This window comes from Aquabacterium sp. TM01, from assembly GCF_057808345.1.
On record NZ_AP046529.1, the window covers coordinates 953,943 to 972,715 of the forward strand.

16 protein-coding genes are annotated in these 18,773 nt (G+C 59.2%); 11 read left to right on the top strand and 5 right to left on the bottom strand.

Translation table 11 applies throughout. The annotated features are described in order from the left end of the window. The first annotated feature begins 1 nt into the window (after position 1). Both AC3WW4_RS04440 and AC3WW4_RS04445 read left to right on the top strand, forming a co-directional pair. On the top strand, positions 2–1,354 hold the full coding sequence (locus AC3WW4_RS04440; RefSeq protein WP_488827175.1) for an FAD-binding oxidoreductase: 1,353 nt from the start codon (positions 2–4) through the stop codon (positions 1,352–1,354). Further along, positions 1,351–2,088, top strand: a complete 738-nt coding sequence (locus AC3WW4_RS04445) for an SDR family oxidoreductase (protein ID WP_488827176.1) — start codon at positions 1,351–1,353, stop codon at positions 2,086–2,088. The genes AC3WW4_RS04440 and AC3WW4_RS04445 overlap by 4 nt, the downstream gene beginning before the upstream one ends. 22 nt (positions 2,089–2,110) lie before the next feature. On the opposite strand, the gene fcl is transcribed toward AC3WW4_RS04445, so the two are convergent. Both fcl and AC3WW4_RS04455 read right to left on the bottom strand, forming a co-directional pair. Beyond that, the gene (fcl, locus tag AC3WW4_RS04450; protein WP_488827177.1) at positions 2,111–3,040 is read right to left on the bottom strand and encodes a GDP-L-fucose synthase; all 930 of its coding nucleotides are present in this window, start codon (positions 3,038–3,040) and stop codon (positions 2,111–2,113) included. A gap of 68 nt (positions 3,041–3,108) precedes the next feature. Further along, positions 3,109–3,921, bottom strand: coding sequence for a WecB/TagA/CpsF family glycosyltransferase (locus AC3WW4_RS04455; RefSeq protein ID WP_488827178.1), 813 nt, complete (start codon positions 3,919–3,921; stop codon positions 3,109–3,111). 412 nt (positions 3,922–4,333) lie between these two features. Between AC3WW4_RS04455 and xrtB the strand changes: the two genes are divergently transcribed. From xrtB to AC3WW4_RS04500, 9 genes are all read left to right on the top strand, one after another. Next, entirely contained in the window at positions 4,334–5,320 is a 987-nt protein-coding gene (xrtB, locus tag AC3WW4_RS04460; RefSeq protein WP_488827179.1) for an exosortase B, read from the top strand. Continuing rightward, positions 5,307–6,047, top strand: coding sequence for an exosortase-associated protein EpsI, B-type (gene epsI / locus AC3WW4_RS04465; RefSeq protein ID WP_488827180.1), 741 nt, complete (start codon positions 5,307–5,309; stop codon positions 6,045–6,047). The genes xrtB and epsI overlap by 14 nt, the downstream gene beginning before the upstream one ends. A 1-nt stretch (position 6,048) precedes the next feature. Continuing rightward, on the top strand, positions 6,049–7,179 hold the full coding sequence (gmd, locus tag AC3WW4_RS04470) for a GDP-mannose 4,6-dehydratase (protein WP_488827181.1): 1,131 nt from the start codon (positions 6,049–6,051) through the stop codon (positions 7,177–7,179). An 8-nt stretch (positions 7,180–7,187) separates the two neighbouring features. Then, on the top strand, positions 7,188–8,408 hold the full coding sequence (locus AC3WW4_RS04475; RefSeq protein ID WP_488827182.1) for a glycosyltransferase family 4 protein: 1,221 nt from the start codon (positions 7,188–7,190) through the stop codon (positions 8,406–8,408). Further along, the gene (locus tag AC3WW4_RS04480; RefSeq protein ID WP_488827183.1) at positions 8,398–9,711 is read left to right on the top strand and encodes a lipopolysaccharide biosynthesis protein; all 1,314 of its coding nucleotides are present in this window, start codon (positions 8,398–8,400) and stop codon (positions 9,709–9,711) included. Before AC3WW4_RS04475 ends, AC3WW4_RS04480 begins: the two co-directional genes overlap by 11 nt. Beyond that, complete coding sequence (locus tag AC3WW4_RS04485) at positions 9,708–10,940, top strand: O-antigen ligase family protein (protein ID WP_488827184.1); 1,233 nt, start codon at positions 9,708–9,710, stop codon at positions 10,938–10,940. The genes AC3WW4_RS04480 and AC3WW4_RS04485 overlap by 4 nt, the downstream gene beginning before the upstream one ends. Further along, positions 10,940–12,070 carry a glycosyltransferase family 4 protein gene (locus AC3WW4_RS04490; RefSeq protein ID WP_488827185.1) on the top strand — a complete coding sequence of 377 codons (1,131 nt, stop codon included), beginning with the start codon at positions 10,940–10,942 and terminating at the stop codon, positions 12,068–12,070. Before AC3WW4_RS04485 ends, AC3WW4_RS04490 begins: the two co-directional genes overlap by 1 nt. Further along, entirely contained in the window at positions 12,067–13,230 is a 1,164-nt protein-coding gene (locus tag AC3WW4_RS04495; RefSeq protein WP_488827186.1) for a glycosyltransferase family 4 protein, read from the top strand. The genes AC3WW4_RS04490 and AC3WW4_RS04495 overlap by 4 nt, the downstream gene beginning before the upstream one ends. Positions 13,231–13,564: 334 nt before the next feature. Then, the gene (locus tag AC3WW4_RS04500) at positions 13,565–15,229 is read left to right on the top strand and encodes a hypothetical protein (RefSeq protein WP_488827187.1); all 1,665 of its coding nucleotides are present in this window, start codon (positions 13,565–13,567) and stop codon (positions 15,227–15,229) included. A gap of 64 nt (positions 15,230–15,293) precedes the next feature. Here AC3WW4_RS04500 and AC3WW4_RS04505 read toward each other — a convergent pair whose 3' ends face one another. The 3 genes from AC3WW4_RS04505 to AC3WW4_RS04515 form a co-directional block, all read right to left on the bottom strand. Continuing rightward, on the bottom strand, positions 15,294–16,214 hold the full coding sequence (locus AC3WW4_RS04505) for a polysaccharide biosynthesis tyrosine autokinase (protein WP_488827188.1): 921 nt from the start codon (positions 16,212–16,214) through the stop codon (positions 15,294–15,296). A 38-nt stretch (positions 16,215–16,252) separates the two neighbouring features. Next, on the bottom strand, positions 16,253–17,653 hold the full coding sequence (epsF, locus tag AC3WW4_RS04510; protein WP_488827189.1) for a chain length determinant protein EpsF: 1,401 nt from the start codon (positions 17,651–17,653) through the stop codon (positions 16,253–16,255). Between the two features lie 73 nt (positions 17,654–17,726). Beyond that, a complete protein-coding gene (locus AC3WW4_RS04515; RefSeq protein ID WP_488827190.1) occupies positions 17,727–18,743 on the bottom strand; it encodes an EpsD family peptidyl-prolyl cis-trans isomerase in 1,017 nt (338 codons plus the stop codon). Positions 18,744–18,773: the final 30 nt, after the last annotated feature.

Consider the following 18,773-nt stretch of genomic DNA (forward strand, 5'->3'; position numbering starts at 1 on the left):
CATGAGTCAAGCAACCCACCGGCGCGTTTTCACCTCCTGGGGGCGGGTGCAGCGTGTTCCGCATCTGGCGCTGGGCGTGAGCAGTCGTCATGCGCCCTTGTCCTTGACGGCTGATGTGCTAAGCATGTTGCCTTATGGCAATGGCCGCAGCTATGGCGACAGCAACCTCAACCCGGGGGGCGCCTTGCTGCTGGCCGGGCAACTGGATCGCTTCATCGACTTTGATCCGGCCACAGGCTTGCTGCGCTGCGAAGCCGGCGTGCTGTTGTCTACCGTCTTGCGCCTGGTGGTGCCCCAGGGCTGGTTTCTGCCCGTCACACCCGGTACACAGTTTGTGACCGTGGGCGGTGCCATCGCCAACGATGTGCATGGCAAGAACCACCATGTGGCAGGGTCCTTTGGCAACCATGTGACCCAGTTGGAGTTGTTGCGCTCGGACGGTACGCGCCGTGTGTGTTCTCCCACGCAGGATTCCGACTGGTTTGCGGCCACGATCGGCGGGCTGGGCCTGACGGGCTTGATCACCTGGGCCGAGATTCAGTTGCGCCGGGTGGCCAATCCCTACATGGACGCCGAGACCATCAGGTTTGGCAGTCTGGAAGCGTTTTTCGAACTGAGCCAGGCTTCTGAGCGTGACCATGAATACACGGTGTCATGGATCGACTGTGCGTTCACGGGCAAGCGACTCGGGCGAGGGCTGTTCAGCAGGGCCAACCATGCTCCCGCGATGATGGACCTGTCGCAGTTGCCTGCCGCCTTGCCCGTTGGGGTGAGCGAGACAAGCCGACGCGTGCCGATCACGCCGCCCCTCTCGCTGATCAACACGCTGTCCCTTAAAGCCTTCAACACCCTGTACTTCCACAAGCAACGGACCGAGTTGGTGCGCAGCGTGCAGCACTACCGGCCCTTTTTCTACCCCTTGGACGCCCTGCTGGAGTGGAATCGCATTTACGGCCCGAAGGGCTTTTACCAGTACCAGTGCGTGATCCCGCCTGACGAGGCCTTGCCAGTGACGCGGCGCCTGCTGCACACGATTGCCCACAGCGGCCAGGGTTCCTTCTTAGCCGTGCTCAAGCAATTTGGCACACCGGCCTCGCGCGGCATGCTGTCCTTTCCACAGCCCGGTACCACACTGGCGCTGGACTTCCCGAATGTCGGACCGCGATTGCATCGTCTGTTCGAGGAACTGGACCGCATCGTGCTGGCCGCAGGTGGGCGCCTGTACGCCGCCAAGGATGGGCGCATGGGGCCGGCATTGTTCCAGGCGGGCTACCCGCGCTGGCGTGAATTTGCAGATTATGTGGACCCGCGCTTCAGCTCCGGCTTGTGGCGTCGGGTCACGGAGACAACATGAGAAAAATCCTGATCGTCGGTGCCACCTCTGGCATGGCCGAAGCCTGTGCGCGCCTGTGGGCCCAGCGTGGCGACCACCTCTTCCTGGCGGCGCGCAACCCCAGCCAGTTGCAGTCGGTCTGTGACGACCTGCGTGCACGCGGGGCGGCCCGTGTGGGGCAGAGGGTGTTCGATGCCAACGACCTGACGGCGCACGCGGCCTTGCTGGCTGACGCGACACAGACCTTGGGGGGACTGGACACGGTGCTGATCGCCCACGGTACGCTCACTGACCAGGAGCGTGCGCAACAGGACGTGGCCTACGCCCTGCAAGAGATCCAGACCAATGGCACCTCGGTCGTGGCGCTGATGACGCTGGCGGGTGAGCAGTTCGCGCAACAAGGGCACGGCGCCATCGCAGTGATCTCATCGGTCGCGGGGGATCGCGGTCGTCAGAGCAACTACGTGTATGGCAGCGCGAAGGCCCTGGTGTCGGCCTTCGCCTCCGGTATGCGTCAGCGCCTGGCCAAGCAGGGCGTGCACGTCATCACCATCAAGCCCGGCTTCGTGAGCACGCCCATGACGGCGCATTTGAAGCAAGGCGCGCTGTGGGCCAAACCCGAGCAGGTGGCCAAGGACATTGCCCGCGCGATCGACCAAGGTCGGCGCGTGGTTTACACCCCCAGCTTCTGGCGCTGGATCATGCTGATCATCAAACACATCCCGGAGTTTGTGTTTGTGAAGCTCAAGTTGTGAGACGGTCTAGTCAGCGCGGCGTTCAGGCGTAGCGTTGGAGGAAGTCCTCATACGCCAACCGGATGCCCTCTTCCAGGCTGGTCGAGGCTTTCCAGCCCAGTTGCGCCAGGCGGGAGACATCCATCAACTTGCGCGGCGTGCCATCGGGTTTGCTGGCGTCGAACGTTAAGGTTCCCGTGAACCCTAAAACGCGCGTGACGGTTTCTGCCAACTCTCTGATCGTTACATCGGTGCCGGTGCCAATGTTCACCAAAGGGCCGCTGTAGCCTTGTTCCATCAGGTACACGCAGGCATCGGCCAAGTCGTCCGCATACAAGAACTCGCGCATCGGTGTACCCGTTCCCCAGACGCACAGCTCCTTGTCGCCGCGCACCTTGGCCTCGTGCGTCTTGCGAATCAAGGCCGGCAACACGTGGCTGTTGTTCAGGTCGTAGTTGTCATTGATGCCGTACAGATTGGTGGGCATCACGCTGATGTACTCGCGAACGTACTGTGCGTTGTAGGCCTCGCACATCTTGATGCCGGCGATCTTGGCGATGGCGTAGGGCTCGTTGGTCGGCTCCAGTGGCCCCGTCAACAAGGCGTCCTCACTCATGGGCTGAGGTGCCATCTTTGGGTAGATGCAGCTTGACCCCAGGAACATCAGTTTCTGAACCCCCGCCAGGTGTGCACCATGGATCAGGTTGGCTTCGATCATCAGGTTTTGATAGATGAAGTCAGCGCGGTAAATGTTGTTGGCCTGGATGCCCCCGACCTTGGCTGCGGCGATGAACAGGTAATCGGGCTCCTCTTCACGCAGGAAATCATGAACCGCTTGCTGGTTCAGCAAGTCGAGTTCTTGTCGGGAACGGGTGATCACATTCTGGTAACCCGCCTGCTGAAGGCGCCGGACGATGGCGGAGCCGACCATGCCACGGTGCCCGGCCACGAAAATTTTGGCGTTCTGATCCATGATGTGATGAGGAGAAGATTCAGTCAGGAGTGTGGCATGCGGCTGCATGACGGCGACGGTCGGTGCGATCAACGGTGGCCGTCTGGGTTCAGCTTGCCACGTTCAAACAGCATGGCTTTGAGGGTCCGGTACACGAACACCGTGTTGGTGACGGCGTATCGCTTGGCCAGACGACGAGGCTCGCTGCACAAACGGTGGAACCACTCCAGCCCGATCTTCTGCATCCAGACTGGGGCTCGCTGAATGGTGCCCGCGTGGTAGTCGAATGCCGCCCCCACGCCCAGCATCACAGCATTGATCTTGCCGCGATGCTGAGCCATCCAGATTTCTTGCTTGGGGCAGCCCAGACCGACAAAGACAACGTGCGCACCAGATTGGTTGATCTGGTCAATGTAGGCTTGGTCTTCGTCGGGTGTCAGCTCGCGGAAGGGGGGGGAGACCATGCCAACCACACTCAGCCGTGGGAACGATCCTCTGATGCGTTCCTTGAGCTTCATGAGTGTGTTCTCACTACTGCCAAAGAAAAACACGGACTGCCCCAGTTTCTCTGCGGATTCCAGGTAACGCCACGTCAAGTCGGGGCCATTGATTCGCTGCTGGTGGGGGTGGCCACTGTGTCGCATGACCCAGGCAACAGGCGCACCATCTGGCAGAGCCAGATCAGCTTGTGCCACCACCTCTTTGAACACGGGATCCTGGCTGGCCGTGACGACCGAGTGCACATTGCAAAGGGTGACATAACGGGATTGGTGCTGCCGGCCCCATTCGATGATGCACGTCAAGGCCGCGTCCCAACTCGTCGCATCTATGTGAGAGTCCAGTACAAGGGCGCCGTTCCGACCGATGGCGTGATCAGGGTGAGTGTGGATGTGTGTCGGCATGTGTGCGTGGTCAAGGGGCGATCGTCAGGAGGGGCTGTCGGCGACAGTCTGCCTGAGGCCACTCCTCACAGAGGATTCAAGCCGTGATCCCCCAGGCTCGGGTTGATTTTAGGAGTGAAGGGCCGATGCCACGCTCCGGGAATGTCACTGAATGAACTTCATACATGTGGCTCAGTGCCGTCGATGTACTGGATATGTCACCTCGTGCGAATGCCGTATGCCCCAGCGCCAGGGTATTAACCCGAAATGTGGAGCGTGAATGAGTCTCTGAGATCGTGCGTCCCTTTGATTGCGGGGTGGTGGTGAAAGGTGTTGGCCTCAGTGGTAACCATGGGGTGGGCGGGCTCGTTACCTCATATCTCTCGTGGTGCTGGTGTGATGAGGAGAGGGACCCGTCTTCAGGGGGGTATGGATGTCCCGTGGTGGAGGAACTTCTGCTCACTTATCGGTCACATTACGCTCTGTACATTTCATTTTTACCCGTCTGCCCATGGCTGCTCCCCCTACGTCTGTGCGTGAACCCGGATCAACAGGTCTGGCTATCGAGGTGACATATCCCGTACGCGCACTGCTGTGTCTTCTGCTTGGCATGGCCGTGATGTACGTGCCGACTTTCATGCGACTGGCTGAAACGGTGTGGGCCACGGATGAACAAGGCCATGGTCCCTTGATCTTGGCGGCTTGTGCCTGGTTGTTGTGGGACATGCGCGCCAGCTTGTTTGGCGGGCAGGCTCGTCCAGCGCCGATGGCAGGTTTTCTGTTGTTGACGGTAGCGGTGCTCACCTACGTCGTGGGGCGTTCCCAGCAGATCATCGAATTGGAGGCAGGATCGCTGCTTCTGACCCTACCGGCCTGCATGCTACTGATCGTTGGCGTGGCAGGCGTTCGGCGTGCCTGGTTTCCGTTGGCATTTCTGTTTTTCATGGTGCCCCTGCCAGGTGTGCTGGTGCAGGCCATGACCATGCCTCTCAAGAGTGCGGTGTCGGTGGTGGCAGAGCAGTTGATGTACTGGGCGGGTTACCCCATTGCGCGGACCGGCGTGACCTTGACGGTGGGGCAATACCAGTTGCTGGTGGCTGATGCCTGCTCAGGCTTGAACTCATTGTTCACCCTTGAAGCTTTGGGCTTTCTGTACATGCGCGTGATGAACTACACCTCCAAGGCTCGTAACGTGATCCTTGGTTTGGCGATCATTCCGATTTCGTTCATTTCCAACGTCACCCGCGTCATCATCTTGATCTTGGTGACTTATCACTTGGGTGACGAGGCGGGGCAGGGGTTCATGCATGGCTTTGCCGGTATGGTGCTGTTCGCAGTCGCCTTGGTGCTGACCTACGGTGTGGACCGCTTGCTGGCCGCGCGTTTTGATGATCAGGGAGGCACCCGTGGCAACCGTTGACAATTTTGGCCGCGGCGCGTCGCGCGTGAATTTGTTGTCCGTACTGCTGGCAGCGGCGCTGATGATGGGTGGGTTCGGTGCGGCTGCGTGGTTGACACCTCGACGCGTGATGGCGGACGAGTGGCCTGCGATGAACCTTGAGCGTTCTGTGCCGGAGTCCTTTGGCGCTTGGCGCGTAGATCCGTCGGTGGTGCCTGTTCTGCCTGACCCGACGGTGACCGAGAAGCTGGACGCTTTGTACTCGCAGACCTTGAATCGAACCTATGTCCGTCAAGACGGTGCGCGGGTGATGCTCTCCATTGCTTATGGGAAGAATCAGAACTCGGCCTCGACAGCAGCGCACCGGCCGGAATTTTGCTACTCCGCACAGGGTTTTGTGGTGAAGGGTTCTTCTGTAGAGCAGCTCAGGGTGCAGGACCATGATTTGCAAGTGGTGCGTCTGATGGCGACGGCAGGCCAGCGGCGTGAACCCATCACATATTGGGTGACACTGGGGCACAGCGCGAGCATTCCTGGTTTGTCTCGCAAGCTGGCGCAATTGAAGTACGGTCTGCAAGGCTGGATCATGGATGGCATGTTGATGCGCATTTCCAGCTTGACACCCACAACAGATCAGGCTGAGCTGAATGCGGCCAAAGTGCTGCATGCGCAGTTCGTCAATGATCTGGCTGTTGCAATGCCCGCTTCAGACCGGTCTCGTTTTTTCGGTTCCCTCAAAGAAGATTGACATGTCCAAGAAAGTTGCACTGATCACTGGCGTTACGGGGCAGGATGGCTCCTACCTGGCCGAGTTCTTGTTGAAGAAGGGATACGAAGTACACGGCATCAAACGTCGCTCTTCACTTTTCAACACGGATCGCATTGATCACTTGTATCAGGATCCACACGTTGATAACCGCAACTTCATCCTGCACTATGGCGATCTCACGGATTCGACCAGTTTGGTCCGCATCGTTCAAAAGGTGCAGCCCGATGAGATTTACAACCTCGCCGCTCAGTCACATGTTGGCGTGAGCTTTGAGGAGCCCGAGTACACGGCCAACGCGGATGGTCTGGGGGCATTGCGATTGCTGGAGGCCATTCGCATTCTTGGGCTAGAGAAGAAGACCAAGTTCTACCAAGCATCGACTTCGGAGTTGTATGGCTTGGTGCAGGAGATTCCGCAAAAGGAAACCACACCTTTTTACCCGCGCAGCCCTTACGCGGTGGCGAAGATGTACGCCTACTGGATCACGGTCAACTACCGTGAGGCCTACGGTATGTACGCCTGTAACGGCGTGCTGTTCAACCACGAGAGCCCCGTGCGTGGTGAGACGTTCGTGACGCGCAAGATCACACGTGCGATCAGCCGCATTGCGCTGGGTCTGCAGGACTGTCTGTACCTGGGCAACATGAGTGCACTGCGAGATTGGGGGCACGCCAAAGATTATGTGGAGATGCAGTGGCTGATGCTGCAGCAGGAAGTGGCGGATGACTTTGTGATCGCCACGGGCGTGCAGTACAGCGTGCGCCAGTTCGTGGAGTTCGCGGCCAGAGAATTGGGCATCACGCTGGCCTTTGAGGGCGAGGGTGAGGGCGAAGAGGGCAAGGTGGTAGCGATCGAACCTGTCAACGGCCAGTTGCTGGCAAAGTGCAAGGTGGGGGATGTGATCGTGAAGGTTGATCCTCGCTACTATCGTCCAACCGAAGTCGAGACTCTGCTGGGTGATCCGACCAAGGCGCGCGAGAAGTTGGGTTGGACCCCCAAGATCAGTTTGGCAGAGTTGGTGGCAGAAATGGTTGTCAGCGACTACGACTCTGCCAAGCGCGATAGCCTCGTTAAGCTGGCCGGTTTCCAAGCTTACGATTATCACGAGTGACCGACAGCGTGATCGATCGTGATGCGGGCTCGCCCGCTCGTCTACGTGTGCTGATCGCCCATAACGCGTATCAGTTGCGCGGAGGGGAGGACAGCGTGGTCGAGGCCGAAACCGCCTTGCTGCGCCAACGGGGGCACGAGGTCGATCTATGGATCCGGCACAACAACGACGTCAGTGGCATGTCACGTTTGAACGTGGCACAGCAGACGCTGTGGTCGACCGAGACCGTCCGCACTTTGCGCGATCGTGTCGCTCGCTTCCAGCCCGACGTCATCCACGTGCACAACACCTTGCCGCTGATTTCGCCCTCCGTATTCTGGGCAGCAGCGGGTGAGGGTGTGCCTGTGGTTCAGACACTGCACAACTTCCGACTGCTGTGTCCGCAGGCCACTTTCTTGCGTGAAGGGCGGGTGTGCGAGGAGTGTCTGGGTCGCCTGTTGCCTTGGCCTGCAGTGCAGCACCGCTGCTACCGTGAGTCGGCGGTGCAAACCGCGGCCGTGGCCGCGATGGTGACGCTGCACAAGGGGTTGGGCACCTGGCGGCACAAGGTGACGCGTTACATCGCGCTCAATGAGTTCTGTCGTGGCAAGTTCATTGCGGGGGGGCTGCCAGCTGATCGGATTGACGTGAAACCGAATTTCGTCGATCAGTTGGCACCGCCCGATTGGTCTGGCCGGCACGGTGGGGTCTACGTGGGCCGATTGTCGGTTGAGAAAGGCGTGGCGACCTTGATCGAAGCCATGCAGGCCCATCCGACACACGGCGTCGAGGTGATCGGCAGTGGACCACTGGAGGTTGATCTGAAGGCGGTGGCCGGCGATGCTTGGCTGGGTGCGCGTCCCTTGAGCGAAGTCTTGACGCGCTTGTCTCGTGCGGCGTACCTGGTGTTGCCTAGTGCTTGCTATGAGGGCTTTCCACGCACTCTCGTGGAAGCCTATGCGTGTGGCGTGCCAGTGATTGCCAGTCGTCACGGCTCCTTGCAGGAGTTGGTGAAAGAAGGGCGCACGGGCTTGCTGTTCGAGCCTGGCAATGCTGCCGCCTTGGCCGAGTGCATCCGCTGGGCTCAGTTGAACCCGCAGGCGATGCTGGAGATGGGGCGCGCTGCCCGAGCCGAGTACGAAGCGCTTTACACGCCAGAGCGAAATGTGGCGCAGCTGGAAGGGATCTATCGCCGAGCCATGGCTGATTTGCGTGGCGCACGGCTGCAAGGGGGGGCCTATGTCCGGTGAGGTCAAGGCTCCTGCAGGCCAAGAGTCTGTCTTTAAAGGCGTTCACTATTCCTTGCTGGATCAAGCGCTGCTGAGTGTCTCCAACTTTCTGATCGGACTGGTGTTCATTAAATATGCCTCCAAAACCGATTACTACGCCTACAGTCAACTGGTGGGCTATATAGCGCTCACGTTGGCAATCCAGGCGGCATTGATCAACACGACGGCGCTGACTCTGTTGCCGCAGCGTACAGGTCAGGCCAGGCGAGACATGGCTGATGCATATTTCGGCTTGCAGATCGCGCTCAGCGTTGTGATGGCCTTGGTGGGGGGGGCGGTGATCTGGTTGGTGCCGGCCTCCATCGCGATGGAGGCTGTTACCTGGCCGTTGGCCGGTGCCATGAGTTGCATGGTGATTGGTGTCTGGCTACGAGAGTTCTTGCGCAATGTTCAGTTCATCCGACTGAGGCCTGACCTGTGCCTCTGGCAGGACGTGATGTATGTGCTGGCTCTTGCGGTCAGCGTGGGCTTGCTGATGCGATCGAGCGAGATCTCAGCGGCGGGTGTGTTGTACGTGATGGCGCTGGCTGGCTTATTGAGTGCGCTGCCTTGGTTGCGATCAGCTGAGCTGTCCCTGGCGGTTCGATGGCAGGCGTGGTTGACCCTTCTGCGGGATATTTGGCCCTATGCGAAGTGGTCGTTGCCAGCAGGCTTGGTGGCGTGGGCTTTTGGGAACGGGTATTTGTTGATTGGAGCCCGCGTCGTAGGCCCTGAGACCACGGCCGAGGTGGTGGCTGCAAAGTTGTTCGCGGCGCCGCTGGGAATGGTGTTCGTTTCATGGGCCAACATCTTCCGTCCCCGAGTCAGCCGCAGTTTGACGGATGGTGACGTGCGCGGTGTGAGTCGACTGACCTGGATCTCCATGGCCGGCGTATTTGCCATCGTACTCACTTACACCCTGACGCTGGCGTTTGCATATCCGACGCTAGAGGCTCATGTTTTGGGACAGAAGTACCGCGGCTTGTCCATTGACATTGCCTGGTGGGCGTTGTTCTTCTTCGCCAGTGGTTTGTCTGGCATATGTAATGGGGTTCTCTTGGCAGGAGGGCGTTTCCGTCAGTCTTTTTATGCGGCGGCCATCAGCTCGGTCATCAGCATTCCAGTCATGTATGTCTTAGGGGTTTTCTACGCCAAGAACGGTCTGATGCTGGGCTTGGTTCTGGGTGAAATGACGTACGCGTTGGTGCTCTTCTTGGGTATGCGCCGCCTGCTCAAGCAAGTGCGCCACGCAGGTGTGGATCAGTCGGGAGGCATCCTGTCATGAAAAAAATAGAATTTCCAACGTTTTACGCAGCCCCCATTTTTCTGGCAGTGGTACTGAAATCCGGCGTTGACGCCTTCTTTGAGGTCAACGTCGTCAAGTACCTGTATTTCTTCTTGCTCATTTTCGGCGTCTTCTTCATGCGCACCGGGCGAGCCTTTGATCGGCAACTTCAGGGCCGAGGCGTGAACAACCTGCAGTCGGTGCTGTGGGTGTACGTGATGCTGTACTTCACATTTCTTGTGATGCTAATGATGGTGCAAAACGGGTCCCCGCAGATGATCTTCAAGATCGTCAGTCCGTTTATCTTCTTTGGGCTATTGGTGGCCGCCAAGGACAAGAGTCTTCCTTTTGCGTTGGCCCTAGGCGCGGCTTTGAACATCCTCGCTAATGCTGCCCTTATCCCTTTCGATTTCGGCTGGACTTACTGGGGAGGGGTGCGTACGTTCAAAGGCTTTTATATGTTCAAGACGGACTTGTCATACAGCTTGGCCACGTCTGTGTTGATCTACGCAGCCTGGAATCGTTACAAGCCCACCCCAGATCTCTTGATCTTGACTTTGGTGTCTGTGGGCATGGTCGTGTTGGCGAACTCTCGTGCCAATTATCTGACCATGCTGATTGTTCTGGCCTTCATTGCCTACAAGAACGGCACCCGACCTGCGGTGTTGGCCGGTTATGCGGCCTTCCTGGGGGTGGTCGCTGCGCTGGTGATGTTGCTTTACGATCCATCCAAGTTGGGGTTTGACACGTCAAACATGGGTTCCTTGACACAGGGCCGAGACCGCATTCTGGAGGTGCTTTTCCGCTACGGACTGGCCACTTATGGTCCGCTGGAATTGCTCTTTGGCCGCGGTTTGTATGCGGACTTGTTGATCTACATGGAGAACGTCTCCGATGGTGTGCCACATGGCGCCCACAACGATTATCTGTATCAAATGACCACGCAAGGAATTTTTGGCCTCGCCATGAACTTCAGCGGGTGGTACTTGGTTTGGCGTATCGCCAACAGCGCAGGACGACGTCAGTGGGCCGGAGGGCTCGCTTTTGTGGCGTTCTTGATGTACTTGGTGCAGGGCATGACCATGACAGTGTCATTGTTTGCCTTGAAGACATGGCCACTTGCGAGTGTGCTGTTGCTGATTTTCGCTTCTCCCGATGAACCAGATGGGAAGGTGGCCGTTACCTCGCCCCCCCAAAAAACCAAGGCCTTTGCGCTGTGGGGAAGTTGATGCAGGCAACCAAGCGACCTATTCGATGCGCAGTGATCACGAACGTACCGGCCCCCTATCGTTTGCCGACTTGGGATCTCCTGGCGGCTTCGGGGCATGTCGAGCTGCACATGGTGTACTGTGCAGGGGCTCACATTGACCCGTCTCAGGACGGGCGATCGAGCCGGTATCAGGTGCACTTCCTGAAAGGGCGCTATGAGATTCACGACACACGGTTCTCGCACGCTGATCCAGGTGTCTGGCGCCTTTTGAATTCGATTCAGCCTGATGTCGTCGTGACCTCCGGCTTCATTCCCACGTTCCTGTTTGCTTTCGCGTGGGCGGTGATGCATCGCGTGCCTCATGTGACCATGACCGATGGCACGCTTGAATCAGAGCGCAGCTTAAGCTGGAAGCATAGGCTGGTTCGACGCTTCGTCTTCAGTTACACAAAATCCTTTGTCGGTGCATGCCAGGGGTCGACTGACCTCTACCTGAGTTACGGTTTGCCCCGTGAGCGTATCCATGTGTCTGCACTGTGTACCGACAACTCTCGGTTTGCTTCGGTGGAAGTTCCGCGTACTCAAGACCTGTTGTTCTGTGGGCGATTCATCGCCTCCAAGAATCCATTAATGGCGATTCGTGTGGCACATCTGGCTGCACAGCGGCTGGGACGACGCCTCGTTCTGAGGTTCGTCGGTAAGGGGGACATGGAGCCGGCCATGCGTCAAATGGCACAGGAAGTGTCTGAATGGGTAGACGTCTCCTTCGCAGGCTACCTGTCTCAGGCTGAATTGCCGTTGGAGTATGCAGCCTCGCGCGTTTTTCTCTTTCCCACATCGTTCGACTGCTGGGGGGTCGTAGCAAACGAAGCCTGCGCTACCGGTGTGCCTTGCGTGGTATCTCCGCACACGGGCGTGGCCGGGGAGTTGATCGTCGATGGCGTGAGTGGATTCGTCTGCCCGCTGGAGACGAGCGCCTGGGTGGAGCGTTGCGTGGAGTTGCTCAGCGATGATGTCTTGTGGACTTCGATGTCGGTGGCCGCGCGCCGAGCGGTCGGGAGTTATACCTACGATGCGGCTGCTAGGGGTGTGAGTGCGGCCGTGGAGCAGGCTGTCTCTCGTGCAGTTGGGGCGGGGGGGCGAGCATGAGCCAGCCGGTGATCATCCTGGCCTCCTTGATGCGACTGGAGGGCACTACTGGCGTGCAGGCGCACATGCGTGAGTTTGTCGGCTATCTGGCTGGCCGCGGTCTACCTTATGAGGTTGCGACGCCTTTTCATTGGTCAACCAGCCCATTCTTGGCGCTTTTCATTGCCTCGCGTCGGTTGCTGGAGCATCTGCTTAAGCCGGCCGCCGTGGCTTTGTACCGGCGCGGTCATTCTGCTTTGCTAGGGGTGCGTTTGCGCGCACTCCTGCGCCGACATCCGAATTGCGTCGTGTATGCCCAGTGCCCCTTATCGGCCGATGTGGCTTTGCGCGCGCGCCGACATCCAGAGCAGCGCGTGGCACTGGTCGTGCACTTCAATGTGTCTCAATCCGAAGAGTGGATTGGCAAGGGAATGATCGCTCGCGACGGTCCGATGGATCGGGGCATCCGCGCCTTGGAGTCATCGGTTGTGCGTCGTGTGCAGGGTTTGATTTTTGTGTCTGCTTTCATGCTGCGCGAGTTGGGCAAGGTGTGGCCAGGTTTGGATCATTCAAATGCGGCGATCATCCCCAACTTCGTCAAGCCGCTGTCAGGTACATCTGCGTTGCCGAGCGTGGTCGGGAGAGACCTCATCTGCATAGGCACGCTAGAGCCGCGCAAGAACCAGGGCTTCTTACTGGAGGTGCTGGCTGAAGCGCGGCAACGCGGTCGCATTGTTAGCCTCACGCTTGTGGGTGACGGGCCAGATCGTGGCCCCCTGACCAAGCGGGTGAATGAGCTGGGGCTGGCTGAACAAGTTCACTTTGAGGGTTTCTCGCCGCAAGGACGAGCCTACATTCCAGGGCATCGGTTGTATGTGCATGCTGCGGTGATGGAGAATCTGCCGGTGGTACTGCTGGAGGCGCTGTCGGCTGGAGTGCCGGTGATGGCTGGTGCGGTTGGTGGAATCCCCGAGATTTTTGACGATGGCGTGCAGGGCCGATATTGGCCTTTGGATGACGTCAGTCGCGCATGTGACATCCTGTTGGCAACGTTGGATGATGACAAAGCACTGGTGGCCATGCGCGCGGCAGCCATAGAGCGTTTTCAAGCATGTTTCGAGGCCGAGACCGTTGCAGGTAGTCTGTATGGTTTTCTGGTTTCAATGCCTGGCGGTCAGTGACCAAGTGTTGATCGGGCATCGCGTCGTACTGGGGGTTATCGTGTTTGCAGAGTGTCTTGGACGCGTTGCAGGTCCTTTGTGGCGTGCTCTTCTGGGCGCCTTGCGCCCTGTGCGTTGGCGCTATGGATGGCAGGCGTTGTTACTGGCGGGCTGCAGCATCATGTCGCAAGCCCAGGCGCAGAAGCCTGCGGCAGCATCAGCGGTGCCGGCAGTGAGCATTCTCAAAGACGGGGGTTTCGACGGCGCCACGCGACAGTTAGCGGACTGCACTCGGGTCTCTGGCTCCTTGCCCATGTCGTGGGGTGACAATTCTTGCTGGCACCCTCTGGCCCGCGTGAGCTATGAAGCCGTGGTTGCACCTGCGCGTTCGGGTAAAGCGTTGCAAGTGACCTTGTCTGAGGGCGTGTTCCAACTGGTCCAGCACGTGACGATGCCTGTTGACTCGCATTTGCGCGCTGGTATTTGGGTGCGAGCCCAGTCCCCGATGATGGTCAAGGTGTCCGTCAGGCAGGGCGGGGCACCTTACCTTGAGTATGGTGCGCGTACCCTGCGCGTGGGGGATGAATGGACGTGGCTCGACGTGTCAGCTTTCAGCCATGGGCTTTGGGAGCAGTCGAGCAGGCAAGCCGTGTTCATGGTGTCCAGTGCGACACCGGGCATTCTCTGGGTGGACGATGCCTCACTGATTGGAAAAGTGCAGCCCCTGTCGTTGCCGAAGGGGGAGGTGCCTGTGACTTTCTTTGGTACCCACATCATGCACGCGCGCAACGTCAAAGGTGGCTTGGTCGATTCGCAGGCGGGGGCGGTGCGAATCTGGGACAGCAGCGAGTCTCAGTGGTTTCAAGTTCAGAAGAGTCGTCCCCAAGGCGGCAAGCGCACTTACCAGTGGAGTACGCTGGACGATCGCGTCTTGCAAGCAGAGCGGCAGGGTACGGACCTTCTCATGGTGCTCGGGGGCTACGCCCCTGCATGGGCGTCGTTGTCCGAAGATGCCGATATAGAGGGCCTTTCTGATTGTTACCGCTGCGATGAGACGCCTCGTCGACTTGGTGACTGGCAGAACTGGGTGTCGGATTTGGTGGGTCGATATAACGGTCGCGCGATTCGCAGCTGGGAGATCTGGAACGAGCCGAATTTCCCGCCCCGCCACCCTTGGTGTCCATCCACCGATGCCTGTCGCAGCGGCTTGGGCTCAGGGTATCGGGGGACGCCAGAGCAACTGCTGGAGTTACAGAACGAGGCCATTCGCCTGATTCGGCAGATCGACGCAACGGCTCAGGTGGTCACTGCGGGCATCAGTTACCACCATCGCAATTATTTGGACTATTTCCTGCGCATCGGTGGTGGCAAGAAGGCTGACGCCATTGGGTATCACATCTATCAGGAAGGGCCCCCGGAGTTGCTGATGCCTCATGTGCTGGCTTTGCGAGGATTGATGCAGGATCATGGCCTGGCAAACAAATCTTTGTGGAGCACGGAGAGCGCAATTTCCGAAATTGCGCTGGATCTGGACCCGGCTGTGGTCGCAGCCCGCCAGAAGGGGCTTCAGGCACCTACACGCACGGAATTGGGTCCGGCCTATTTGGCACGATTTTTTGTTGTCGGATGGGCGTCCGGCCTGGGGCGCATCTACCAATATGCATGGGACGACCAGCATGGCTGGCCAAGCTCACCGACCTACTTCAATCGAAGGAACAACGCGACGACAGGTGTCAATGCGTCGGGCGAGGCTTTCAGACAGGCTCGTCGGTGGCTGACCGGGCAGACACTGATCCGTATGGAGACCGGCCAAACTGGGGGGATGTGGCGCGCTGTGCTGAAAGATAGCAAAGGGCGAGAGTCTCAAATCGTATGGCACCCAGCAAAGCCCGTTGATATGGGGATTGGCGTGCCTCCCCCTGCTGGAGCTACGCAAGTTTGCCGGATTGATGGAGTTTGCCAGCCGATTCCAGCCTCAGGGCTGAAAGCGGACTTTCGCCCTATGTGGATCGGGCCGTAGCGTCCGCTCAGGTCAACTTGCCCTGTTCAGGCTGGCGTCCGTCGTGGAGCCTGGACGCCCTGTCTCACGCGCTGTGTTCGTTGACGATGGCGCCCACAATTTTGGCCGAGCTCATGCCGACAAGTTTGACCAGTTCACTGAGCGCTGGCATTCGGCTCTTGTTTTGGCTCGACACAAGCAGCACAGCCCCACAACGTGCGGCGATCACGGCACCATCGGTGCCTTGAGACGCTGCCGGCGTATCTACGATGATCCTGTCGAACTTGGTCTTGAGTTCGCGCATCAACAAGTCAAAGGCGGGACGTTCCAGCAACTCAAGGGGATTTGGTGGGGTGGCGCCAACCGGCAACACGAACAGATTCGGTAACTCCTTGACCGCCTGGATGACTTTGGAAGCCGTGCGCCCCGACAAAATGGCTGACAGCCCACCATTGCGATCGGTCAGGTTGAAGAGTTCGTGCATGCGGGGGTTGCGGAAGTTGGCATCAACCAACAGGGTGCGACCCGGGAGTTGCGAGAAGGCTACGGCCAAGTTGGCTGCAAAGTATGTCTTGCCATCACCGGAGTCGGGGCTCAGCACGGCGATGGCTGGACGTGGGCCTTCCGAGCTGTATACCTTCATGATCAGATGGCTTCTGATGGTGCGAAACGCTTCTGCTTGATCGGTGAAGGGGGCGTTGCCGACAATCAATTCCGGGTTGAGCGAGTTCCTGCCTTCGCTCGCGTAGGGATAGTGGAACTGCTGAGCCAAAGCCCAGAGAACGTCGTCGGTCTTGGCCAAACCCAAGGCCACGGCGGCCTCGCCAAAGCGAACGCCGTTGTCCTTCTGGTAGGACAAGATCTGTTCGATCTGATCAGTCGACAGGTTATTGGCTTCACTGATCAACTGGCCAATGGATTTTTCCATCGGAGCCGCTTGCGTGTCCGGAAAGTCGTCGGATTCGTCGATAGGACCCAGGCGGGATTGGCTGAAATGGGGCTTCATGAATGCCTTTGGATGGGGCGTGCAGTCAACAACAGAGATCACGAGGCAGATTTGCTGCCAAAGGCGAGGCGCAGGCGAGCCGTTTTGAGGCGATGAGATTTCGGCGCCGGCAGTACGCCGATGACAGGAATTTCCAGAGCCTGAGTGATGTCAATGGGACTGCGTACTCGACGGTCAAAGAGTTCAACGGTCATGGCCACCATGAGCGCCAGAAGTGTGCCCAGCACGAGCGACACCGCGGTGTTGAGAAAAACGCGAGGCGAGGTCGGCGAGGTGGGTTCGGTGGCACTGCTGAGCAAGTAGATGCCAGACTGGCTGGTCTGGCTCTCGAGGTTGGTCTGGCTCAGGCGTTCCTGGATGGAGTCGTAGATGCGTTGGGCGGTTTCGACTTCACGCTCCATGACCTGCAAGTCTGTGCGACTTTCCTTGAGCTTGAGCAAGCGCTCACGTTGCGCTTCGAAGGCTGCGATGGCCTCAGTCTCACGCTGTGCGACCATGGAGGCACCACCGCTCACGCTGCCGGTCACTCGACTGGTTTCGCTGCGAATCTGGGCGCGCAGGCTGTCGATCGTGGCGCGGGACTCGATGACCTGCGGGTGAGCGTCACCGAGGCGTTCGTTCAGCTCGCGCAGGCGACCTTCTTGGCGGGCCAGATCAGTCTTGAGGTTGGCCACCACAGGGTTGTTCAACACGTCGTTGAGTTGATCAGGATTGGCCGACGCCTGGGCGCGGCGGCTGGTGGTTTCTGAGCGCATGGCGCGCAGGGCGTTGACTTGGCTGGAAAGTTCTGCAAGACGCGCGGTTTCGACGTCCAGCCGCTCATCGGTCAGCACGATGCCCTTCTCTCGCTGGGCTTCTGCGAGTTTTTCGCGGGCGCGCTCAAGCTTTTCACGGGCCGCGCGCGCGCGTTCTTCGAAAAACTCGGCGTACTGGCGGGCTGGACCGACCTTGATCTGTACCGTGGACTCGATGTAAGCGCGTGCGTAGGCGTTGGCGAGCGTGGAAGCGAATCCGGGCGAGTTGCCCTCGTACTGGATTTCAATGACGTTCGATTCACGCGAGGGTTTGACCGCCAGGCCTTTGTCGATGAGGTTGGCCGCCCACGCAGTCAAGTCACCTTGACCCTTGGTTTGCTTCATCCAGAGCTCGCGCATCTGCGGGTTCTCGGTGAGTCTGAGCGTGCGAACCACCCGCTGCGCTACGTGGGTGCTCTTGATGATGTCGACCTGGGTGGCCAAATAGGTACTGGCCATGGCGCCAGCCATCGGGTAAGGGGAGACCGGGTCGGGCCGCACGTCGGCCATGACGGTGGCCGATGCCATGTACTGCTTGGTCAGCATCAGGCTGACGCCCAATGTGCTGAGCACGACGACCGTGACAATCGATAAGACCAGCACCCAGCGGGAACGGATGATTCGCAGGAATTGGTTGAACGTCATGGTCGTCTTGGCGGGGCAGCGAGCTTCGGAATGGCGGAATTGCGGGGCAGGGGTCAAACCCCCGCCCGGGGCATCATTTCAGACCGGTCAGGCCTTTGTTGAGGGCGTCGGCGTCAACGCTCGGTGCTGATGCGCCGTCCACTGTCGAGGGGGCTGCAGAGGGTTGTGAGGGTGCTGAGGCCACGGGGGCTCCTGCTGCCACGCCAGACGCCGGTTTGTTGGCAAACTTTCCAAGGTACTCCACCTTCGCTGCCTCACGCAAAGCCTTCATCTCCTTGGTTGCAAACTCACGACGACGCTCAGCTGTGAGGTACTGCTCGATGGCCGGCTTGGCCTGTTCGAACGCGACTGGCTGGCTGCGCGAGGCAACCACCAGCAGGGCCTTGAAGCCGTCGTTGCCTGTGATGTAGAGGGCCTCGCCGTCGCCGACCTTGCTCAGCGGGTCGATGATGCCGAGTGGCAGGCCTTCAGCAGCCTGGGTGATCTGGTTGGCGCTGAACTTGATGCCGCTGGCTTTGAGCACTTCTACGAACTGAGCCGGGCCGCGCGCCGCCTTCAGCTGCTCCAGCAGTGCCGGGCTTTGTTCCTTGGTGGCCGGGACCGTGAACTCTTGCAGCGCATAGACCTTGCGCTGAGAGAACAAGGCGGGCTTTTCATCGTAGTACTTGCGGATGTCTTCGGCTGAAGGGGTGCCCGCACCGGATGCGGCCGCTTTTTCCAGATAGGTTCGCGCCAGGATGTTGCGGCGTGTGGCTTCCAAGAGCTGCACCACTTGCGGGTCACGGTCGAGCTTCTGCGCCTCGGCCTTGGCGACGGCCAGTTGCTGGTCGATCAGGCTTTCCAGGACTTGATGGCTGGCCGCTTCGGCCTGCTCGGGCTTCAAACCTTGCTGGCGCTCCAGTACCTGGTTGATCTGGTGAACGGTGATCTCGCTGCCGTCCACGCGAGCCGCCGCCTGGGTGGCCTTGCCTTCAGCGGATTTGGACTTGTCGCCACAACCCGCCGCCAAGGCGGCAGCAACGACGACGGGCAGCAGCGCCATCGTGCGGATGGTGCGTTGACGGGCAATGGCTTGCAGGCGATGGGTCATGGTGTGGCAGGTGTTGATCAAATCAAGGTG